General features: G+C 66.3%; 16 protein-coding genes. 13 read left to right on the top strand and 3 right to left on the bottom strand.

Going from position 1 to position 20,814, the window contains the following annotated elements; translation table 11 throughout:
- Positions 1-10 precede the first annotated feature (10 nt).
- The 5 genes from KF871_RS12380 (at position 11) to mdoH (ending at position 7,216) form a co-directional block, all read left to right on the top strand.
- Positions 11-1,429 carry an ATP-binding protein gene (locus KF871_RS12380; RefSeq protein ID WP_291142751.1) on the top strand — a complete coding sequence of 473 codons (1,419 nt, stop codon included), beginning with the start codon at positions 11-13 and terminating at the stop codon, positions 1,427-1,429.
- On the top strand, positions 1,419-2,093 hold the full coding sequence (locus tag KF871_RS12375; protein ID WP_291142749.1) for a hypothetical protein: 675 nt from the start codon (positions 1,419-1,421) through the stop codon (positions 2,091-2,093). The genes KF871_RS12380 and KF871_RS12375 overlap by 11 nt, the downstream gene beginning before the upstream one ends.
- 7 nt (positions 2,094-2,100) lie before the next feature.
- Positions 2,101-3,501 (top strand): sigma 54-interacting transcriptional regulator, encoded by a 1,401-nt coding sequence (locus KF871_RS12370; RefSeq protein ID WP_291142746.1) that lies wholly within the window; start codon positions 2,101-2,103, stop codon positions 3,499-3,501.
- Between the two features lie 191 nt (positions 3,502-3,692).
- Positions 3,693-5,264, top strand: a complete 1,572-nt coding sequence (locus KF871_RS12365) for a glucan biosynthesis protein G (RefSeq protein ID WP_291142744.1) — start codon at positions 3,693-3,695, stop codon at positions 5,262-5,264.
- On the top strand, positions 5,237-7,216 hold the full coding sequence (gene mdoH, locus KF871_RS12360) for a glucans biosynthesis glucosyltransferase MdoH (protein WP_291142741.1): 1,980 nt from the start codon (positions 5,237-5,239) through the stop codon (positions 7,214-7,216). Before KF871_RS12365 ends, mdoH begins: the two co-directional genes overlap by 28 nt.
- Positions 7,217-7,339: 123 nt before the next feature.
- On the opposite strand, the gene KF871_RS12355 is transcribed toward mdoH, so the two are convergent.
- Together KF871_RS12355 and ffh are read right to left on the bottom strand one after the other, a co-directional pair.
- Positions 7,340-7,957, bottom strand: a complete 618-nt coding sequence (locus tag KF871_RS12355; protein WP_291142739.1) for a hypothetical protein — start codon at positions 7,955-7,957, stop codon at positions 7,340-7,342.
- A gap of 45 nt (positions 7,958-8,002) precedes the next feature.
- The gene (gene ffh / locus KF871_RS12350; protein WP_291142736.1) at positions 8,003-9,373 is read right to left on the bottom strand and encodes a signal recognition particle protein; all 1,371 of its coding nucleotides are present in this window, start codon (positions 9,371-9,373) and stop codon (positions 8,003-8,005) included.
- Positions 9,374-9,522: 149 nt separating this feature from the next.
- Between ffh and KF871_RS12345 the strand changes: the two genes are divergently transcribed.
- The 8 genes from KF871_RS12345 to KF871_RS12310 all read left to right on the top strand — a co-directional run bounded on the left by KF871_RS12345 (position 9,523) and on the right by KF871_RS12310 (position 19,826).
- A complete protein-coding gene (locus KF871_RS12345; RefSeq protein WP_291142733.1) occupies positions 9,523-10,323 on the top strand; it encodes an inner membrane protein YpjD in 801 nt (266 codons plus the stop codon).
- Between the two features lie 10 nt (positions 10,324-10,333).
- Positions 10,334-10,576 carry a PP0621 family protein gene (locus KF871_RS12340; protein ID WP_291142730.1) on the top strand — a complete coding sequence of 81 codons (243 nt, stop codon included), beginning with the start codon at positions 10,334-10,336 and terminating at the stop codon, positions 10,574-10,576.
- Between the two features lie 8 nt (positions 10,577-10,584).
- Positions 10,585-12,390 (top strand): ATP-binding protein, encoded by a 1,806-nt coding sequence (locus KF871_RS12335; protein ID WP_291142727.1) that lies wholly within the window; start codon positions 10,585-10,587, stop codon positions 12,388-12,390.
- A gap of 6 nt (positions 12,391-12,396) precedes the next feature.
- A complete protein-coding gene (locus KF871_RS12330) occupies positions 12,397-13,920 on the top strand; it encodes a sigma-54 dependent transcriptional regulator (protein WP_291142723.1) in 1,524 nt (507 codons plus the stop codon).
- On the top strand, positions 13,913-14,512 hold the full coding sequence (gene ampD / locus KF871_RS12325; protein WP_291142719.1) for a 1,6-anhydro-N-acetylmuramyl-L-alanine amidase AmpD: 600 nt from the start codon (positions 13,913-13,915) through the stop codon (positions 14,510-14,512). The genes KF871_RS12330 and ampD overlap by 8 nt, the downstream gene beginning before the upstream one ends.
- A gap of 341 nt (positions 14,513-14,853) precedes the next feature.
- Positions 14,854-17,760 (top strand): ribonucleoside-diphosphate reductase subunit alpha, encoded by a 2,907-nt coding sequence (locus KF871_RS12320; protein WP_291142716.1) that lies wholly within the window; start codon positions 14,854-14,856, stop codon positions 17,758-17,760.
- 147 nt (positions 17,761-17,907) lie between these two features.
- Positions 17,908-19,092, top strand: a complete 1,185-nt coding sequence (locus KF871_RS12315; protein ID WP_291142713.1) for a ribonucleotide-diphosphate reductase subunit beta — start codon at positions 17,908-17,910, stop codon at positions 19,090-19,092.
- Between the two features lie 227 nt (positions 19,093-19,319).
- Positions 19,320-19,826, top strand: coding sequence for a histone H1-like DNA-binding protein (locus KF871_RS12310; protein WP_291142709.1), 507 nt, complete (start codon positions 19,320-19,322; stop codon positions 19,824-19,826).
- A gap of 81 nt (positions 19,827-19,907) precedes the next feature.
- Here the strand turns inward: KF871_RS12310 and KF871_RS12305 are convergent, their stop codons facing one another.
- A complete protein-coding gene (locus tag KF871_RS12305) occupies positions 19,908-20,804 on the bottom strand; it encodes a carbohydrate kinase family protein (RefSeq protein ID WP_291142706.1) in 897 nt (298 codons plus the stop codon).
- Between the last annotated feature and the right edge of the window lie 10 nt (positions 20,805-20,814).

The raw sequence follows: 20,814 nt of genomic DNA, 5'->3' as shown, positions 1-20,814 counted from the left end.
CCCGGACATCGTGCGCCCCTCCTCGCTGTCGTTCCAGCAGCTGCTGCTGATCGCGTTTTTGCTGATCGGCGCGCTGCTCGGTGCGGCCGCCGTGCGCGCCCTGTTCTCGCTCGAGACACTGCTCGGGCAAAGCCGCGAAGGCACGGCGCAGGCCATTGCGCTGGCCACGGCGGCGCAATCGCTGTCGGAACGCAGCCTGACCATGGAACGCGCTGCGCGCCAGTCGCTGGTGCTGCGCGACAACCAGCTGCGCCAGCGATTCACCGAAGCGGCGGGGCACGCACGCGACATCCTCAAGCGGCTCGAAGACAACGAACTGCCGGGCGAGTTTGCGCAACCCTGGCGACGCCAGATCGATGTGGTCACCGGCTTGCTGGAAGGACCGGCCGACACCGCGCTGGACCGCGAGCGCGAGGTGGCCCGCGCGTTCCGTGAGCTCGACGGTCACAGCGCCGCCATTGCGCAAAAGGTGCAGGCCATCATCGCTGCCCGCAACGAAGCGCTGCAGGCCGGCTTCGAGCGCAACCAGCAGCAGCTCACGCAGATCGTGACCGGCTCCATCCTGCTGGCGGCCGCCATGGCGCTGGGCTTCGGCATCTGGCTGGCCAAGCCGTTTCAGCGACTGGAGCGCGCCATCGTCGGCCTGGGCGAGAACCGCCTCGACCAGCCCATCGACATCCGAGGCCCCAAGGACGTGCGCCGTGTGAGCCAGCAGCTGGACTGGCTGCGATTGCGCCTGACCGAACTCGACGCCGACAAGGCGCGCTTTCTGCGCCACATCTCGCACGAACTCAAAACGCCCCTGGCCTCACTGAGCGAGGGTGTGGCCGTGCTCGGCGACGGTGTGGCCGGCGCTCTCAATCCCAACCAGGCCGAGGTGGTCAACATCCTGCAGCACAACACGCAGGTGCTGCAGTCGCAGATCGAGGCGCTGCTGAGCTTCAATGCCGCCGCCTTCGAGGCGCGTCAGCTGCGGCGCGAACGCACCGACTTGCGCGCCCTGCTGGAAGAGCAGGTCGAGGCGCAGCGCCTGCACTGGCAGGCGCACGGCCTGCAGGTGCGCGTCGAGGGCGAAGCCGTCGTGGCGCCGGTCGACAGGGAAAAAATGGCTTCGGCCATCGGCAACCTGCTGCTCAACGCCATCCGCTTCTCGCCCCACGGCGGCACCATCCGGCTGGTGCTGCTGGCGTTGCCGGCGCGCGTCAGCATCGACATCGTCGATCAGGGTCCCGGCGTGGCACCCGCCGACCGCGAACGCATTTTTGAACCCTTCTTCCGTGGCGAGCGTCAACCCGAAGGCGCGGTGCGAGGCACCGGCATCGGCCTGTCCATCGTTCACGAATACATCGTCGCGCACGGCGGTCGCATCGAGTTGATCGATGATGCGCGCGGTGCCCACTTCCGCATCGAACTGCCCCATGCCTCCTGACCTTCGATTCACCCACTGGCGTCTGGCCTGCGCGCTGTTGCTGGGCACACTGGGAACAGCCTGCGCGGTGACGCCTGCCGAAGCGCCGCCGCCGGCGCGCGCTGCGGGCGCGACTGTGGCCGCGTCCACGCTGCTGAGTGGCGCGCCGGCCAGCCCGCCGGATGCCGCGCCGCCACCGGCCACCGTGGCGGTTGCGCCCGTGCTGGTCAACGCGGCCGCCAGCGAGGTCAGTGAAGCCGACGCCAACAGCGCCCTCCTGCGCTATGGCGAACGGGTGCGCGCGCTGACCCCGCCCGAACTCACCCTGGAGATCGCCTCGCTGGGCGACCCGGGGATGCAGGCCCCGCGCCAGCTGCAACTCGCCATGGCGCTGATGCAGTCCGGTCAACCGGTGGACACCGCGCGCGCCCTGGGCCTGGCCCAGCGCGTGGCCGCCAACGGCGCACCCGAGGTCACTCCATACCGTCCCTTCGCTCGCCTGCTGGCCGCTCGGCTGATGGAGCAGCGTCGGCTGGAGGAAGCGCTCGATCGCCAGGCCCAACAGTTGCGTGACCAGCAGCGCCGTATCGACCAGCTCAATGATCGGCTGGAGGCCATGCGCGCCATCGAACGCAGCCTGAACAACCGCGCGCCTGCGGCGGCGCCGCGGCCCGCCACACCCTGATCGCAGCATGAGCACGTCGCCCACACCTCGCGCGCGCCTGCTGGTCGTCGACGACGACGCCGACATGCTGCGACTGCTGTCGATGCGCCTGGGCTCTGCCGGCTACCAGGTCACCGCCGTCGGGTCGGCCGAAGCCGCGCTGGCGCAGCTCGAGATCGAACGCCCGCAGCTGGTGTTGTCCGACGTGCGCCTGCCCGGGCGTGACGGCCTGGCGCTGTTCGACGAGGTGCGTGCGCGCCACCCCTCGCTGCCGGTGATCCTGCTCACTGCCCACGGCACCATCCCCGACGCCGTGGAAGCCACCGCGCGCGGCGTGTTCGGCTACCTCACCAAGCCCTACGACGCCAAGGAACTGCTGGAGAAGATCGCGCAGGCCCTGGCCCTGGCTGCGCCCAGCCTGCCCTCGCGCCAGGCCGACGAAGCCTGGCGCGCCGAGATCGTGAGCCGCTCCAGCCGCATGGCCGACCTGCTGGCCGAGGCGCGATTGGTGGCACGCAGCGACGCCAGCGTGCTGCTGCGCGGCGACTCGGGCACCGGCAAAGAAGTGCTGGCCCGTGCCATCCACAAGGCCAGCGCGCGGGCGAACAAGCCCTTCGTGGCGGTGAACTGCGGCGCCATCCCAGAAGCACTGCTGGAGTCTGAGCTGTTCGGTCACGTCAAGGGCGCCTTCACCGACGCGGTCAGCAACCACAAGGGCCTGTTCCAGGCGGCCGACGGCGGCACCTTGCTGCTCGACGAAATCGGTGACATGCCGCCGGCCTTGCAGGTCAAGCTGCTGCGCGTGCTGCAGGAGCGCGCCGTGCGCCCGCTGGGGTCGAGCCAGTCGATCCCGGTCGACGTGCGCATCGTCTCGGCCACGCACCGCGACCTGGAAGCCGCCATGGCCGACGGCCAGTTCCGTGAGGACCTGTATTACCGGCTCAACGTCGTCACCCTGCACCTGCCGACGCTGGCCGAGCGCCGCGAGGACATTCCGCTGCTGGCCAACCACTTTCTGGCGCGCCTGTCGGCCAAGTACGGCAAACGCAGCTCGGGCTTCGCGCCCGAAGCGCTCAAGGCGCTGACCATGGCCGCCTGGCCGGGCAACGTGCGACAGCTCTACAACGTGGTCGAACAGGTCTGTGCGCTCAACACCACCCCGCTGGTGCCGCTGGCGCTGGTGCAGCGCGCGCTTCGCACGCCCTCGGTCGAGGTGCTCAGCCTGGCGGAGGCGCGCCAGCGCTTCGAGCGCGCGTACCTGGTCGACCTGCTCAAAATGACCGATGGCCACGTGGCCGACGCGGCCCGCCTGGCCCAGCGCAACCGCACCGAGTTCTACCGCCTGCTGCAAAAGCACGAACTCACCCCCGGCCTGTTCAAAAGCGACGGCCTGCACGGTGACGACGACGGGGCTGTCGCCGAATCGTGACAGCCCCAAACGGTTGATTCACAACGCTTTTTTGCAGCGCAGCAAAGGCCTTGTCGCCGCATGGCGACAAAAACCGGGGTGTTTCGCGCCGCCATGGCGCGGTCACCGCGGATTCGGGGTCTCGGCGCGCATCAAGTGCTTGATCTGAAAGGCGTTTTTCGTCATGGCACAGGGTTTGCCCTTAAGCAGGCATGCCCCGGCTTTTTCAACGCCTCATCCAACGCCTTCAACAGCAGCGCCGCCACCTGGCCATCGGCCTGGGCGCCGCATGCCTGCTGGGTTTCGGGCCTGCGCACGCATTCGACTGGGACCAGCTCACCCACCTGGCGCAGGTGCGCGCCAGCGAACCCTGGCGCGAAAACAGCGACAAGCTGCCCGACGCGCTGGCCAACATCAGCTACGACCAGCTGCGCGACATCCGCTTTCGCACCGAGCGCGCCACCTGGCGCGAGCAGAACCTGCCTTTTGAAGGGCAGTACTTCCACCTCGGCCTGTACCAGACGCAGCCGGTGCGCATCCACGAGCTGCTGGCCGATGGCCAAGTGCGCCACCTGCCGTACCGCGTCGAGGACTTCAACTTCGGCGCCAACCGCTTCGACACCACCGCCTGGGGCGACCTGGGCCATGCCGGCTTTCGCCTGCACTACCCGCTCAACAACGTTGCCTACAAAGACGAGCTGATCGTCTTTCTGGGCGCGAGCTACTTCCGCGCGCTCGGCGCCCAGCAGCAGTACGGCCTGTCCGCACGCGGGCTGGCCATCGACACCGTTGGCGGCCAGGGCGAGGAGTTCCCGCGCTTCACCGAGTTCTGGCTGCAGCGCCCGGCGCCCGATGCAAAGACCGTCACCGTCTTCGCGCTGCTCGAGTCGCCCCGCGTCACCGGCGCCTACCGCTTCGACATCGAGCCCGGCTTCAACACCCGCACCCGCGTACAGCTGCGGCTGTTCGCGCGCGACGGCGCGCCCGCCATCCACACCCTGGGCATCGCGCCGCTGACGAGCATGTTCCTCTCGGGCGAGAACCAGCCGATGCCCGGCGACTTTCGCCCCGAGGTGCACGACTCCGACGGCCTGATGCTGGTCACCGGCGAAGGCGAGTGGCTGTGGCGCCCGCTGCAACGGCCGGCCTCGCTCACCGTCAGCTCGTTCGCCACGCGCCAGCCGCGCGGTTTCGGCCTCATGCAGCGCGACCGGCGCTTCTCCAGCTACGAAGACGTCGAGGCCCGTTACGAGCGCCGTCCCAGCGCCTGGGTCACGCCCGTGGGCGACTGGGGCGCCGGCCGTGTGGAGCTGGTGCAGCTGCCCACCCCCGACGAGACGCACGACAACGTGGTCGCGTACTGGGTGCCGGCGCAGGCGCTGCAGCCCGGTCAACCGCTTGACCTGACCTACGACATCGCCTGGCAAGGCGACGAACAACAGCGACCGCCGGCCAGCTGGGTCACGCAGAGCCGCCGCGGCTACGGCTTCACCCGCCTGAGTGCGGACGAGCAAAGCGCGCAGCCGCAATACGTGCTCGATTTCGCCGGCCCCGCCATCGATGCCCTGCCCGCCGGCGCCGAGGTCCGCGCCGTGGTGAGCACCAACGCCAACGGCCGCGTGCTCGAAGCCATCGCCTACCCCAATCCGGCCACGCGCAGCTGGCGCCTGAGCCTGCGCGTCGCGCGCATCGATCCGGCGCAGCCGGTCGAGCTGCGCGCCTTCCTGCAACACCAGCAACACACCGTGAGCGAAACATGGACGCACCTGCTTCTGCCCGAATGAGCCACCGCAGCCTGCTGCGCGAGGAACGCCATCCGAACGCGGTGACCGCACCGCCGATCCACCGCGGCTCGATGGTGCCGCGGCCCTGGCGCGGCTTCTGGAACAGCGTGGGCACCGCCCTGCTCGAAACCGCCAGCCGGGCGCTGCCACCCTACCGCCGCAGCGCAGCGCCTGAGAGCGAACCGCGCATGCCCTGGCAGGCCGCGGCCCAGCGCCGCCGCGCCGTGTTCACCGCGCTGACGCTGGTGTGGACCATGGTGGCTGCGCTGTTGTTCGCGCACCTGCAACCCGAAGGCGGCAACGTCTGGCTGCAAGGCGGCCAGCTGGTGCTGTTCGTGACCCTGTCGGCCTGGGTGCTGACCGGCTTCGTCACCGCATTGATGGGCTTCTGGGTCACGCTGTTCGGCGACCGTCACACGCTGCGCGCCGCCGACGTGCGCGACCACGACATGAACCCCGATGCGCGCACGGCCATCATCATGCCGATCTGCAACGAGGACGTGGCCACCGTGTTCGCCGGCCTGCGCGCCACCTGCGATTCGCTGGCCACCACCGGCGAAGCCCAGGTGTTCGACGTGTTCGTGCTGTCCGACTCCTACGACCCGGCCATCCAGCGCGCTGAGCGCGCCGCCTGGGAAAACCTGCGCGCCGAGCTGGCAGCACAGGGTGGCCGCGCCTCGGTCGAGGTGTACTACCGCCTGCGCACGCGCCGCACCCACCGCAAGGCGGGCAACGTGGCCGACTTCTGCCGCCGCTGGGGCAAGGACTACCGCTACATGATCGTGCTCGACGCCGACAGCGTGATGAGCGGGCGTTGCCTGGTCGACATGGTCAAGCTGATGGAAGCCAACCCGCGCGCCGGCATCATCCAGACCGCCACCCAGGCCGTGGGCCACGCCACCTTGCACGCCCGCGCGCAGCAGTTCGCCTCGCGCGTGACCGGTCGCCTGTTCACCCTGGGCATGCAGTTCTGGCAACTGGGCGAGTCGCACTACTGGGGCCACAACGCCATCATCCGGGTCGAACCCTTCATGCAGCATTGCGCGCTGGCGCCCATCGCCGGCAAGGGCGGCATGGCCGGCGGCATCATGTCGCACGACTTCGTCGAAGCCGCGCTGATGCGCCGCGCCGGCTACCACGTGTGGCTGGTGTCCGACCTGCAGGGCAGCTACGAGCAGCAGCCACCCGACCTGCTCAGCGAACTGCAGCGCGATCGCCGCTGGTGCCAGGGCAACCTGCAGAACGCGCGCCTGATGGCCGAGCCCGGCATCCACCGCGTTCACCGCGCCATGTTCGTCATTGGCGCCATGTCCTACCTGTCGGCGCCGCTGTGGCTGGCCTTCCTCACTTTCGGCACGGCGCTGTGGGTGAGCGACCAGACCATGGTGAGCAGCTGGGGCGCGGTGCCCGCCGAGCTGCGCGGTCTGTGGATCTGGACGCTGTGCCTGCTCTTCATGCCACGCGTGCTGGGCCTGATCGCCGTCTTCCTCAAGCGAGAGCAACGCCTGTTCGGCGGTGGCGCCACGCTGCTGTTGAGCGCACTGGCCGAGACCGGCCTGGCCCTGCTGCAGGCGCCGATCCGCATGCTGGCGCACTCGCTGTTCGTGGTGGTGGCGCTCACCGGCATCAAGCTCGACTGGAAATCGCCCCCGCGCGAGGCCAGCGGCATCGCCTGGGGCGACGCCGCTCAGCGCCTGGCGCCCATGAGCGCCGTGGTGGCCTGCCTCGGCTTTGGCGTTGCGCTGCTCAACGCCGACGCCCTGCTCTGGCTGGCGCCCGTCGCGCTGCCGCTGGTGCTGGCCATCCCGTTGACGGTGGCCACCAGCCACGTGGAGCTTGGCGCGTGGATGCGCTCGCGCGGCGTGCTGCTCATCCCCGAGGAATCGTGGTCGCCCGCTGTGCTGCGCAGTGCCTGGCGCCACGCCAGCCGGCTGGCCTTGAAGGCTGCGTAATTGGCTGCGGGATGACAGATGACTCGCCGCTGCGCGGCGGGATGACCAATGACTGCGGGCGCGCCGACGTTGTCATTGAGCGCGCATCGCGAAGTCATTCATCATTTGTCATCCCCCCGGTCATCAAGAGGCGTCGGGCGGCTGCAGATAGCGCGCATCGGACCAGGTGGCCAGCCATTGCGGCGCAAAGGCCACGAACACCGCCACCACCAGCCCTGTCAGAAAGCCGTCGCCCCAGGCCATGAGCCAGACCGCGACGAAGGCCTGATCGCTGGGCGAAGGGTGCGCCAGCAATCGCAATGAGGCGGCGACAAACACCGCCAGCACGGTGGTGAAGAAGCCGCGCCCCAGCGTGTAGACAAACGGGTTGGCCGGCAACCAGCGCCGCAACACGGCGCCCAGCCCCAGGGCCAGCGTGGCCGGCAGCACGCCGAGCCACCACAGCCGCTCGATCACGAGCGCCGGTGCGTCGCCACCGACCAGGCCCACGATCAACGCCACGCCCACCAGCGCCGGCACCGCCAGCGGCCAACCCAGCATCAGCACCAGCAGGTTGGCGGCGGTGAGTTGCACTTGCAGACCGGCCGGCATGAGCGTGGGCGTGAGCCAGAGCAGTGGCACCAGCACCAGCGCGCCCAGCGCAGGCGTGAGCAAGGGGCCGTTCAGCAGGCGCCAGGGTCTGAGCCACAGCGCCACCAGCAACGCCATGGCACAAGCGATGGATTCAATCAGCAGCCACATGGCCGCCAGTGTGGGCCATGCAGTCGGCCAACGGCTTGACGCAGGTCAGCCCATGCCGGGCAGCTTGGGCATGCCCTTCATGCCACCCATGCGCTTCATCATCTTCATCAGGCCGCCGCCCTTCATCTTCTTCATCATGTCGCGCATCTGCTCGAACTCCTTGAGCAGGCGGTTGACCTCCTGCACATGCACGCCGGCGCCCTGGGCGATGCGGCGCTTGCGCGTGGCCTTGATGATGTCGGGCTTGCGTCGCTCGGTGGGGGTCATGCTGCAGATGATCCCTTCCTTGCGCTTGATGTCCTTCTCGGCGCGGCTCAGGTCGGCGTCGCCGGCCTTGGCGGCGAGTTGCGCCGGCAACTTGTCGAGCAGGTTGGACAGGCCGCCCATCTGCTTCATCTGCTGCAGCTGCTGCAGAAAATCCTCCAGATCGAAGCCCTCGCCGCTCTTGACCTTGGCGGCCAGCTTCTGCGCCGCGGCCATGTCCACGCCCGCGGTGACCTGTTCGACCAGGGCCACGATGTCGCCCATGCCCAGCACGCGTTGCGCGTGGCGATCGGCATCAAAGACTTCCAGCCCGTCGATCTTCTCGGACACGCCCGCGAACTTGATCGGCACACCGGTGACCGAGCGCACCGACAGCGCAGCACCGCCGCGGGCATCACCATCGAGCTTCGTCAGCACGATGCCGGTCAGCGGCAGCGCGTCCTTGAAGGCCTTGGCGGTGTTGACCGCGTCCTGGCCCTGCATGGCGTCGACCACGAACAGCGTCTCGACCGGTTTGAGTACGTTGTGCAGGTCCTGAATCTCGCGCATCAGCGCTTCGTCGATGGCCAGGCGACCCGCCGTGTCCACCAGCAGCACGTCGAAATGGTGGCGCCGTGCGTGGTCGAGCGCCGCACGCGCGATGTCGGCCGGCTTCTGGTCCGGCGTGCTGGGGAACCATTCGGCGCCCGCCTGGGCCGTCACCGTCTTGAGCTGCTCGATGGCCGCGGGGCGATAGACGTCGCCCGACACCGTCAGCACCTTCTTCTTGCGGCGCTCGATCAGGTGGCGCGCCAGCTTGGCGGTGGTGGTCGTCTTGCCGGCGCCCTGCAGACCGGCCATCAGGATCACCGCCGGCGGTTGCGCCGCCAGGTTGATGTCGGCCACGCCTTCGCCCATGGTCGCGGCGAGCTCGCGGTTGACGATGCCTACCAGCGCCTGGCCAGGGGTGAGCGAGCCCACCACGTCCTGCCCCAGGGCCTTTTCCTTGACCCGGGCGATGAAGTCGCGCACCACCGGCAGGGCCACGTCGGCCTCTAGCAAGGCCATGCGGACCTCGCGCAGCATGTCGCTGACGTTGGTCTCGGTGATGCGCGCCTGACCCCGCATCTCCTTGACGATGCGGGACAGGCGGTCGGACAGCGCGGATGCCATGGATGGGGTTCGTCGTTCGGTGGGGTGGGCAGGCGGCTGTGGGTTCGCCCACACAGACCGCGCATCGACCCCGCTTGAGCGGGGCGTCGCGGCCGGGGCCGCCGTTAAGATGTGCGGGTGATTTTAGTGCCCCGCCCACGCCTGCGGTCATGAACCTGCTGCCCCAACTGGCCCTGAACCTGCCGGCGACCGTGCTGTCGGCGATCACCGCATTGGCCTATGCCCTGGTGGCGTGGATGCATCCCCGCCTGAGCCAGATGCGCGCGCGCGGCCTGCTCGCCATCACCTGGGGGCTGCACCTGCTGGCTTTGCTGGCCGGGCTGACCGTCGACCCGGTCCGTTTCGGCTTTGGGCCGGCGCTGTCGGTGACGGTGTGGCTGGTACTCACCATCTATTTGATTGAAAGCCGGCTGTACCCCCAGCTGCGCGCGCGCGGGGTGCTGGCTGTGCTGGGCGCGGCGGTGATGGTGATTGCGCTGCTGTTCCCCGGTGCTCACCACCCGGCACTGCCCTCAGCTTGGATGCCGCTGCACTGGGCATTGGGCATCGCTGCCTACGGGTTGATCGGCGCCGCCGTCGTCCACGGCTTCCTGATGCAGCGTGCCGAGCAGGCCATGCGGCACGGCACCACCCACGACACCGCCATGCCCCTGCTGACCCTGGAGCGCCTGACGTTTCGCTTCCTGGCGGCGGGCTTTGTGCTGCTCACGCTCACGCTGGCAGCCGGCTGGTACTTCTCCGAACTGCTCAACCAGCGCATGGTGTGGAACCACAAGACCGTGTTTTCGGTGCTTTCCTGGCTGACCCTTGCGGTGCTGCTGTGGGGGCGTTGGCAACTGGGGTGGCGTGGACGCACCGCCGTGCGCACGCTGTATGTGGGTGCTGGTCTGTTGTTGCTGAGCTATGTGGGCTCGCGCTTCGTGCTGGAAGTGCTGCTGCACCGCCCCTGAGGACGCACCGATGAAATACCTGCTTGTGTTCGCCGTCGTCATGGTGGCGTACTGGATCTGGCGCAACAACCGCCGCGAAGAAATGGCCGCTCGTGCAGCGCCCAAGGCGCGGCGGGCGGTGGCGGCGCCGGTGACCATGGTCGCCTGCCGCGTCTGTGGCACCCACATGCCGCACACCGAAGCCGTCCAGGGCCGGGAAGGCGTGTACTGCAGCCAAGAGCATCGTCAACGCATCGAGGGGCCACCGGCCTGACGCTACCCATGGCGCACGAAGACAGCTCGCAATTCGCTCCCTCGTGGTACTCGGCGTTCGAGACGCCGGGCAGCCGCTCACGCGAGCAACGGAAGAAGGCGTTCATGCGCCTGTGGCGCGCCTTCATGCAGGCTCGCGTCTTCGTCGCGGTGGTGGTGCTGGGCCTGCACCTGTTCCTGCTGCTGGCCACGGGCAACGGCTCGCTGCCCATGACCGCCCTGGCCTCGGGCTATCTGCTGGCCACCGTGGTGGTGCTGCTGCTGTGGCACCCGGCCGAGCACACCCGTGCGCCCACGGTGCAGTGGATCATCACCATCGGTGTCGACGTGGCGGTGGTCGCCGCGCTCCAGCATTTCGACAGCAGCGGCATCAACTTCACGCCGCTGTTCGCCCTGCCCGTCTTGCTGGGCGCCATTCTTGGCCAGCTGGTCATCGGGCTGGGCAGCGCGGCGCTGGTGACGCTGCTGCTGCTGGGCGACGCCTGGCTGTCTTCGCCCGCGCTGGGCCAGATCGACAGCGCGCGTTTCCTGCAGGCCGGCCTGGCCGGAACCGGTTTCTTTCTCGTCGCGGTGCTGGCACACCAGTTGGCCATTCGCCTGGCACGGGAAGAGGCCGTATCGGCCAGCAGTCAGGCGGCGGCGCGCGCACAGGCAGCCGTCAATGAGGTGGTGATTGAAAGCCTGGAAGTGGGCGTGCTGGTGATCGACGCCCATGGGGTGGTGCGCAACGCCAATCCGGCTGCGCGCAACATGCTCATGGGCGAGGCATTTCCGGCCGGGGCCAAGCTGCTGCTGTCGGCGCGCCCGAGCTGGTCGCACCTGGCGTCGCTGGTGCAAGAGAGCTTCGCCATCGATGCGGCCCTGGAGACCGAGACCACCATCGAGCATGGCGACCGCCCTGCGCAGCGCCTGCACGCACGCACCCAGCTCACACCCGTGATCGGTGAACGCGGTTCGCTGTGTGTGTTGTTCCTCGAAGACCTGCGCGAAGTGGAGGCGCGGGTGCGCACCGAAAAGCTGGCGTCGATGGGCCGCATGTCGGCCGCGGTGGCCCACGAGATCCGCAATCCGCTGTCGGCCATCACCCAGGCCAACGCCTTGCTCGACGAAGACGCCAAGACGCCGGAACAAAAGCGGCTGACGCGCATGATCGATCAAAACGCGCAGCGCCTCTCACGCATCGTCGACGACATCCTCAACATTGCCCGGCCCCAACCCAGCCGGGCCGATGGACAGGTGCCTGCGCTGCCCCTGGACGTGGCGGTCCGCCAGGTCACCGGCGAATGGGCACGGCAGAACCAGGTCACCAAGGCACTGGGCGTGCACCTGCATTCGTCCCAGGCCAGCGTGCGCTTCGACCCCGAACATCTGCGGCGTCTGTTGGTCAACCTGCTGGACAACGCCTTGCGCCATGCCAGCGGCAAGGCAGCTTCCATTCGCGTCATCACGCAGGCCAGCGGCCAGGAGCATTTGCGCATCTCGGTCTGGAGCGACGGCGGCCCGCTGGAGGCCACCGTGGTCAAGCACCTGTTCGAGCCGTTCTTTTCGTCAGAGAGCCGCTCCAGCGGACTGGGGCTGTACATCTGCCGCGAGCTGTGCGAGCGCTATGGCGCACAGATCGCCTACCAACGCTCCCGCCTGGATCAGCTCGAAGGCAACGAGTTCTACGTGCTGATGCCGGCGGTGCGCGGCAGCGGCGCACCTGTGCGCGACGGCGGCCAGCATAGCCTGCCGTACTCCATGTCGCCACAGGACATCGAGCGCACCATCGTCGACCCTTTGCGCTCCGGTCGTTCGCCGCTGGGCAAGCACTGACCCGCCATGGCCACGGCATCGCCCAGCGCATCCATTCTGGTGGTCGACGACGAGCCCGACCTTCGCACGCTGTACGAGCTGACCCTGCTGCGCGAGGGTCATGCTGTCACCACCGCGCCCGACCTGCACCAGGCCCGCGACTGCCTCGCCCATCACCGCTTTGACGTGCTGATCTCGGACATGCAGCTGCCCGATGGGCTGGGGCTGGAACTCTTGCGCGAGGTGGCCGACCGCCAGCGCAGCGAACGCTGCATCGTGATCACCGCGCACGGTTCGGCCGAGAACGCGGTCGAGTCGCTCAAGGCGGGGGCGTTCGATTACCTCACCAAACCCGTCGATCTGCGCCAGTTGCGTGGCGCCGTGAGTGCCGCGCTGCGCTCGCAACGGGCCCCACTGGCGGCCGCGTCCTCTGACGAACGCGCAGCACCTGCCAACGGCCCCATCCGCGCCGCGCCTCCGCCGCCGTCTGGCCAACGCGCCCTTGAGCGCATCGTCGGCCATTCGCCCAGCGTGCAGCAGATCAAGGCACGCATCGAGAAGGTGGCCACCAGCATGGCACCGGTGCTGATCCTGGGTGAGTCGGGCACCGGCAAGGAACTGGTCGCACGTGCGGTGCACGAGTGCAGTCACCGCGCCAATGGCCCATTCGTGGCGGTCAATTGCGGCGCAATTCCAGAGAACCTCATCGAAGCGGAATTCTTCGGCGCACGCAAAGGCGCATACACCGGCGCGGCCGCCGACCGTGAAGGCTATTTCCAGGCCGCCAACGGTGGCACGCTCTTTCTCGACGAGATTGGCGACCTGCCAGTGTCGATGCAGGCCAAGTTGCTGCGCGTCATTCAGGAGCGCCGGGTGCGCGCACTGGGTGCCGTGCAAGAGGAAGCCGTGGATGTGCGGCTGGTGTCCGCCACGCACCGCGATCTGCCTGCCCTGGTGCAGTCGGGCGAGTTTCGCCAGGATCTGTTCTACCGACTCAACGTCATCGGCTTGCGTACGCCGGCCCTGCGCGATCGGCCCGAAGACCTGCCCGTCCTCGCGCATGCCCTGCTGCAGCGCCTGTGCGACGAATCGGGGCAGCCGATGCCGCACCTGAGCGACGCCGCGCTGCACTGGTTGCAGTCGCGCGAACTGCCGGGCAACGTGCGAGAGCTCGAAAACCTGCTGCAGCGTGCGCTGGCGCTCTCCGCCGGGGATGAACTCCGACCCGAAGATTTCAGCGAAAGCGGCGACACGATGCCCGATACGCTGCAGGACACCCTGCCCGACAGGTCAGCGCACGCCGACGACGAAGGGGCCCCCAGTGACCCGTCCGATGATGCGGAGGCAGAGCTGCCCACTGACCTGCAAAGCTTCCTCGACGAGCAGGAGCGGCAGGTGTTGATCAAGGCCCTTCAGGAGAGCGGCTACAACCGCACCGCCGCGGCGGCGCGCCTGGGCCTGAACTTGCGCCAGATCCGCTACCGCATCCAGCGCCTGGGCATTTCGCTGCCCGGCGCCCAAGGCAACGACGCCGACGGTGGCGATGCCTGAGCTTCCCTGGAATTCGGGATGGTGGGCCCGCGCCCGCCAGGTGACATCACCCAACCACGGACCGCGCCCCGCCCACATGGCCATCGACACCGTGGTCGTGCATTCGATCAGCCTGCCACCCGGCGTCTATGGCGGCCCGCAGGTGGAACAGCTGTTCACCAACCGACTCGACTGGGACGCGCACCCCTACTTCGATCGCATTCGCGGGATCGAGGTGTCCTCGCACTTTTTCATCCGACGCAACGGTGAAACGGTGCAATTCGTGTCTGTGCTGGACCGCGCGTGGCACGCCGGGCAATCGAGCTGGCGCGGTCGAGGCAACTGCAACGATTTCTCCGTTGGTATCGAGCTCGAGGGCCTTGAGGGCGAGCTCTTCGAGTCGGCCCAGTACGACGCGATCGCAGCCCTGTGCGCCGCCCTGTGCTCGCAGCACCCGGTTGCGCAGATCGTTGGTCACGAGCACGTTGCACCCGGGCGCAAACAAGACCCTGGGTCAGGTTTCGACTGGCCTCGACTGCGCCGCGCGCTCGGTTGGTCGCGCCATTGTTTTCCCGAGACGACAAACGCGCAGTCCGCCACATCTGCGGATTGATGCCTGCCCAGTCAGCGCTGCATCCCAACTGCGATGCGGCCTGCAGCAGCAAATCGCCTTGCAACGCCCGCCAATGCTGCCTCCTGCAAGTGCATCGCGCGCCACGCGCGAACCCTGCGCACACTGAAGAGCGCGACGACAAAAGCCGCTGCCGACGATCGGTGGGCATCACGCGTAAAAACACTAGGGGTAGCGCCTTGTACCCCCTATGGACACCAGATATAGTGTGCGCCCAGCGGTGATCAACAAACCCCATGCAGTAAGTCGCAAGTCTGCATGCCGGCGCCAACGACACCGATTTCACTGCCCATAACAAGCCAGACCGGACCGCAAGAGGAACCATGCTGACCGCCACCACCCCCCAGACCCCGACCTCAACCGCCAGCCGCGTGGCCGCCAGCGCCACGTCCAACGCCGGCAGCAGCCACAGCGCGTCGGTGTATGCGCAATACCAGATCATTCGCCGCAACGGTGCGGTGGTGCCGTTCGAGCCCAGCAAGATTGCGGTGGCGATGATGAAGGCGTTCCTGGCGGTGCATGGCACGCAGGGTGCCGCATCGGCCAGCGTTCGCGAAACGGTGGACGAGTTGACGCAGAACGTGGTCCGCGCCCTGATGCGCTCGCGCCCGGGCGGCGGCACCTTCCACATCGAAGACGTGCAGGACCAGGCCGAACTCGGCCTCATGCGCAGTGGCCACCACGAGGTAGCACGTGCCTATGTGCTCTATCGCGAGCGCCGCGCTGCCGAGCGCGCTTCGCAGGCCGCTGCCGCCAAGCCCAGCGAACCCGTGCTCCACGTCCTGGACCGTGGCCAGCGCGTCCCGCTCGACGTCGAGGCGCTGATGCGCTTGATCAGCGACGCCTGCAACGGCCTGGGGGCCGACGTGAAGGCGGACCCGATCGTTGCCGAAACCAAGCGCAACCTCTACGACGGCGTGCCCATCGAAGAGGTCTACAAGGCGGCCATCCTTGCCGCGCGTACCCTGATCGAAAAGGATCCGGACTACACCTACGCCACCGCCCGCCTGCTGCTGCACACCATCGTCAAGGAAATCCTCGGCGAAGAAGTGCCGCAGGCCCAGATGGCCCAGCGTTACGCCGACTACTTCCCCGGCTACATCAAGAAGGGTGTTGACGCCGACCTGCTCAACCCTGACATGCTGCAGTTCGATCTGGCGCGCCTGGGTGCAGCGCTGAAGCCCGAACGTGACCTGCAATTCGACTACCTCGGCCTGCAGACCCTGTACGACCGCTATTTCCTGCACGTGCGCAAAACCCGCATCGAACTGCCGCAAGCCTTCTTCATGCGCGTGGCCATGGGCCTGTCCCTCAACGAAATCGATCGCGAGGCCCGCGCCATCGAGTTCTACGAAATCCTGTCCACCTTCGACTTCATGAGCAGCACCCCCACGCTGTTCAACAGCGGCACCCTGCGCTCGCAGCTGTCCAGCTGCTACCTGACCACCGTGCCCGACGACCTCGACGGCATCTACGAGTCCATCAAGGAAAACGCGCTGCTGTCCAAATTCGCTGGCGGCCTCGGCAACGACTGGACCCGTGTGCGCGCCCTGGGCAGCCACATCAAGGGCACCAACGGCGAGTCGCAAGGCGTGGTGCCCTTCCTCAAGGTCGTCAACGACACCGCCGTGGCGGTCAACCAGGGTGGCAAACGCAAGGGCGCCGTCTGCACCTACCTCGAGTCCTGGCACCTCGACATCGAGGAATTCCTGGAACTGCGCAAGAACACCGGCGATGACCGCCGCCGCACCCACGACATGAACACCGCGAACTGGATTCCGGATCTGTTCATGAAGCGCGTGCTCGAAAAAGGCGAATGGAGCCTGTTCTCGCCGTCCAACGTGCCCGATCTGCACGACAAGTTCGGCACCGACTTCGAGCAGGCCTACACCGCCTACGAAGAGAAGGCCGCCCGTGGCGAAATCAAGCCCTACAAGAAGGTGCCCGCCACCGACCTGTGGCGCAAGATGCTGTCGATGCTGTTCGAAACCGGCCACCCCTGGATCACCTTCAAGGACGCCTGCAACGTGCGCAGCCCGCAACAGCACGCCGGTGTGGTTCACAGCTCCAACCTGTGCACCGAAATCACGCTCAATACCAGCGACACCGAAACCGCTGTCTGCAACCTGGGTTCGGTCAACCTGCTGCGCCACCTCAAGGACGGCCCCAACGGCAAGGAGCTGGACCACGACAAGCTCAAGAAGACGATCTCGACAGCGATGCGCATGCTCGACAACGTGATCGACATCAATTATTACGCTGTCAAGAAGGCCCGCGACTCCAACCTGCGCCACCGTCCGGTGGGCCTGGGCGTGATGGGCTTCCAGGACGCGCTGTACGAGCTGCGCATCCCCTACGCGTCCAACGAAGCCGTCGACTTTGCCGACCGCTCGATGGAAGCCGTCTGCTACTACGCCTATTGGGCATCGACCGAGCTTTCCCGTGAACGCGGACGCTACAGCAGCTTCAAGGGCTCGCTCTGGGACAAGGGCATGCTGCCGCCGGACACGCTCGACCTGCTGGCCCAGCAGCGCGGCGGCTACGTCGATGTGGACCGCACCGCCTCGCTCGACTGGGACGCGCTGCGCAACAAGATCGCGCAGGACGGCATGCGCAACTCCAACTGCGTTGCGATCGCACCCACGGCCACCATCTCCAACATCATCGGCGTCGACGCCTCGATCGAACCCTGCTTTGGCAACCTCTCGGTCAAGTCGAACCTGTCCGGCGAGTTCACCGTCATCAACAGCTACCTCGTCAAAGACCTCAAGCGCCTGGGCTTGTGGGACGACGTGATGGTCATGGATCTCAAGCACTTCGACGGTTCGCTGCGCCCGATCGATCGTGTGCCGCAGGACGTCAAGGCGCTCTATGCAACGGCCTTCGAAGTCGAACCCGTGTGGCTGGTCGAAGCCGCGGCGCGCCGCCAGAAGTGGATCGACCAGGCGCAAAGTCTGAACATCTACATGGCGGGTGCATCGGGCAAGAAGCTCGACGAGACCTACAAGCTCGCCTGGCTGCGCGGCCTCAAGACGACCTATTACCTGCGCACCACCTCGGCGACGCAGGTCGAGAAATCCACGGGACGCACCGGCCAGCTCAATGCGGTGTCGGTCGATCATTCCTCGACCGCTCACGCATCGACCAACGATGCCGCGATGAACGCCGAGCCCGCCACTGACGTGAAGTTCTGCGCCATCGATGACCCGGGCTGTGAAGCTTGTCAGTGATTGGAAACGCGTGCATGCGATGCACGTTGCGATGCATTGCAGCGATTCATTCGATGCAACACCGCAACAAAATCGGGATGCACGCGCTCTGATTGCTTTGCAATTCGCACAGACACTTTGATAATTCGCTGAATCGGACCGATATCTATGTTGACCTGGGAAGACCCCGCAACGCCTCTCTCGACGCCGCCGCAAAGCCCTCGCCCCTCCGGCCAGCCGGGCTTGCAAGTCTCATCTGTTGGTGAGGCCACCGCCGCCGTCTCCGCACAAACTTCGATGCCTGCCACTTCTGCGCGAGCCGATGCAGGTACGCACCGACGCATCAACGTCGCCGACAAGCGCATCATCAACGGCCAGACCGACGTCAACCAGTTGGTACCGTTCAAGTACAAGTGGGCCTGGGAAAAGTACCTCGCCACCTGCGCCAACCACTGGATGCCGCAGGAAGTGAACATGAGCCGCGACATCGCGCTCTGGAAAGACCCCAACGGCCTGAGCGAAGACGAGCGTCGCATCGTCAAGCGCAATCTGGGCTTCTTCGTGACGGCCGATTCGCTGGCGGCCAACAACATCACGTTGGGCACCTATCGCCACATCACGGCGCCCGAGTGCCGGCAGTTCCTGCTGCGCCAGGCTTTTGAAGAAGCCATCCACACGCACGCGTATCAGTACATCGTCGAGTCCCTGGGACTGGACGAAGGCGAGATCTTCAACGCCTACAACGAGGTGCAGTCCATTCGCGACAAGGACGAGTTCCTGATCCCGTTCATTGACGCGATCATGGATCCCACCTTCACGACCGGCACGCCCGAGAACGATCAGACGCTTCTGAAGTCCTTGATCGTCTTTGCCTGCCTGATGGAAGGTCTGTTCTTCTACGTCGGCTTCACGCAGATCCTGGCGTTGGGTCGCCAGAACAAGATGACCGGGGCCGCCGAGCAGTACCAGTACATCCTGCGCGACGAGTCCATGCATTGCAATTTCGGCATCGACCTGATCAACGCGATCAAGCTCGAAAATCCAATGCTGTGGACGCCTCAGTTCAAGGCAGAGATCAAGGCCTTGTTCGAAAAAGCCGTCGAGCTTGAGTACCGCTATGCCGAGGACACCATGCCCCGTGGCGTGCTGGGCCTCAACGCATCCATGTTCAAAGGTTATCTGCGCTACATCGCCAACCGCCGTGCGACGCAGATCGGTCTTGAGCCCCTGTTCCCGAACGAGGAGAACCCGTTCCCCTGGATGAGCGAGATGATCGATCTCAAGAAGGAACGCAATTTTTTCGAAACACGGGTCATCGAATACCAATCGGGTGGCGCACTGTCCTGGGATTGAACTCCGATCGGGGTCCTCTCGCATTGCCTACCCATATCGCGCATCGACGCATGCATCGTTTCAACAAGTCAGTCCGACAGGCGCCAAGACGCAACGGCTGATTTGACCCCGGGTTCAGTGCCCTGAAGGTGGCCGCGGCAATGCTGCGGTACTTCAGGGCATTGAATCACTTCACCGGCCATCTGACCGGCTGAAGTGCTCTTTGCAACTTGATCAAGGAGAAAGCAATGGCAACTGCGAAGAAGGCCCCGGCCAAGAAGGCCGCGGCGAAGAAGGCACCGGCGAAGAAAGTCGCTGCCAAGAAGGCACCGGCGAAGAAAGTCGTCGCCAAGAAGGCACCGGCGAAGAAAGTCGCTGCCAAGAAGGCACCGGCGAAGAAAGCCGTAGCCAAGAAGGCGCCGGCGAAGAAAGTCGCTGCCAAGAAGGCACCGGCGAAGAAAGCCGTAGCCAAGAAGGCGCCGGCGAAGAAAGTCGCTGCCAAGAAGGCACCGGCAAAGAAAGCCGTAGCCAAGAAAGCACCGGCGAAGAAAGTCGTTGCCAAGAAGGCGCCGGCCAAGAAAGCCCCGGCGAAAAAGGCAGCTGCGAAGAAGGCCCCTGCGAAAAAGGCGGCCCCCGCAAAAAAAGCTAAGCCGGCCAAGGCGCCGGCTGCCCCTGCTCCCGCTGCGGCACCTGCCGCTCAGACCAAACTGAATCCTCAAGCCGCTTGGCCGTTTCCGACGTCCAGCAAGCCCTGAGCATTCACGGTTGATCTGAAAGCCCGGCTGCGAAAGCGCCGGGCTTTTTTCTTGACCGAACCCAGGCTCAGCCAGGTAAGTTCATCGCACAAGGCTCTCAACTGAGTAGTTCTGCGGGCCGCGCACCGCAATCTTGAGAGCTCCCATTTGATTGCCGAGTTGGGCACAACGCTGCAATGGCCAGCCTTGCGACAAACCATGCAACAGTGCCGCTCGAAATGCATCGCCACATCCTGTGGGATCGACCACAGCCGCTGCCGCAACACCGGCAACACGCATGGCAACCCCCACCTCCCACACATCGCAACCCTGCTCGCCCAGCGTGACGATCAAGCCCTTCACGCGTTGCGACACCTCAGCCAACGTCCACCCTGTCCGATCGCACAACATGCGACCTTCGTAGTCGTTGACGGCCACCCAACTCGCTTGTTCGATGAAGTTTCGCAGTTCTTCGCCGTTGAACATGGGTAGACCCTGGCCCGGGTCGAACACGAAGGGAATGCCCGCGGCCTTGAGCTGCGCTGCGTGGGACAGCATGGCGTCACGCCCGTCCGGCGCAACAATGGCCAGCGCCAGGTCGCTGCGCGAAGGCACCGGATTCTGGTGCGCGAACGACATGGCACCAGGGTGGAATGCCGTGATCTGGTTGTTGTCCTTGTCGGTCATGATCATGGCCTGCGCGGTGTAGGACTCGCTCACACTCACCACGTGTGCGGTGTCCACACCCAACGCCTGCATGCGGGCGAGGTAGTCGGTGCCATCGTTGCCCAACGCAGCCAGTGGGACCGCATCACTGCCCAGCTGACGAAGTCCGTAGGCAATGTTGCCCGCGCAGCCACCAAAGTCGCGTCGAAGGCCCGGCACCAGAAACGACACGTTCAGTATGTGCAGTTGATCGGGCAGGATCTGATCGGCGAATCGGCCCTCGAAGGTCATGATGGTGTCGAAGGCAAGCGAGCCGCAAACAAGAATGGCCATGGTCAGTATC

It is taken from the genome of Hydrogenophaga sp. (assembly GCF_019635465.1).
Classification (GTDB): domain Bacteria; phylum Pseudomonadota; class Gammaproteobacteria; order Burkholderiales; family Burkholderiaceae_C; genus Hydrogenophaga.
This window is presented reverse-complemented; position numbering and strand designations above follow the sequence as displayed.

Coding starts and splice junctions, on each gene's coding strand:
- KF871_RS12375 (WP_291142749.1), top strand. CDS start 1,419: ATGCCTCCTGACCTTCGATTCACCCACTGGCGTCTGGCCTGCGCGCTG.
- KF871_RS12370 (WP_291142746.1), top strand. CDS start 2,101: ATGAGCACGTCGCCCACACCTCGCGCGCGCCTGCTGGTCGTCGACGAC.
- KF871_RS12365 (WP_291142744.1), top strand. CDS start 3,693: ATGCCCCGGCTTTTTCAACGCCTCATCCAACGCCTTCAACAGCAGCGC.
- mdoH (WP_291142741.1), top strand. CDS start 5,237: ATGGACGCACCTGCTTCTGCCCGAATGAGCCACCGCAGCCTGCTGCGC.
- KF871_RS12355 (WP_291142739.1), bottom strand. CDS start 7,957: ATGTGGCTGCTGATTGAATCCATCGCTTGTGCCATGGCGTTGCTGGTG.
- ffh (WP_291142736.1), bottom strand. CDS start 9,373: ATGGCATCCGCGCTGTCCGACCGCCTGTCCCGCATCGTCAAGGAGATG.
- KF871_RS12345 (WP_291142733.1), top strand. CDS start 9,523: ATGAACCTGCTGCCCCAACTGGCCCTGAACCTGCCGGCGACCGTGCTG.
- KF871_RS12340 (WP_291142730.1), top strand. CDS start 10,334: ATGAAATACCTGCTTGTGTTCGCCGTCGTCATGGTGGCGTACTGGATC.
- KF871_RS12335 (WP_291142727.1), top strand. CDS start 10,585: ATGGCGCACGAAGACAGCTCGCAATTCGCTCCCTCGTGGTACTCGGCG.
- KF871_RS12330 (WP_291142723.1), top strand. CDS start 12,397: ATGGCCACGGCATCGCCCAGCGCATCCATTCTGGTGGTCGACGACGAG.
- ampD (WP_291142719.1), top strand. CDS start 13,913: ATGCCTGAGCTTCCCTGGAATTCGGGATGGTGGGCCCGCGCCCGCCAG.
- KF871_RS12320 (WP_291142716.1), top strand. CDS start 14,854: ATGCTGACCGCCACCACCCCCCAGACCCCGACCTCAACCGCCAGCCGC.
- KF871_RS12315 (WP_291142713.1), top strand. CDS start 17,908: ATGTTGACCTGGGAAGACCCCGCAACGCCTCTCTCGACGCCGCCGCAA.
- KF871_RS12310 (WP_291142709.1), top strand. CDS start 19,320: ATGGCAACTGCGAAGAAGGCCCCGGCCAAGAAGGCCGCGGCGAAGAAG.
- KF871_RS12305 (WP_291142706.1), bottom strand. CDS start 20,804: ATGGCCATTCTTGTTTGCGGCTCGCTTGCCTTCGACACCATCATGACC.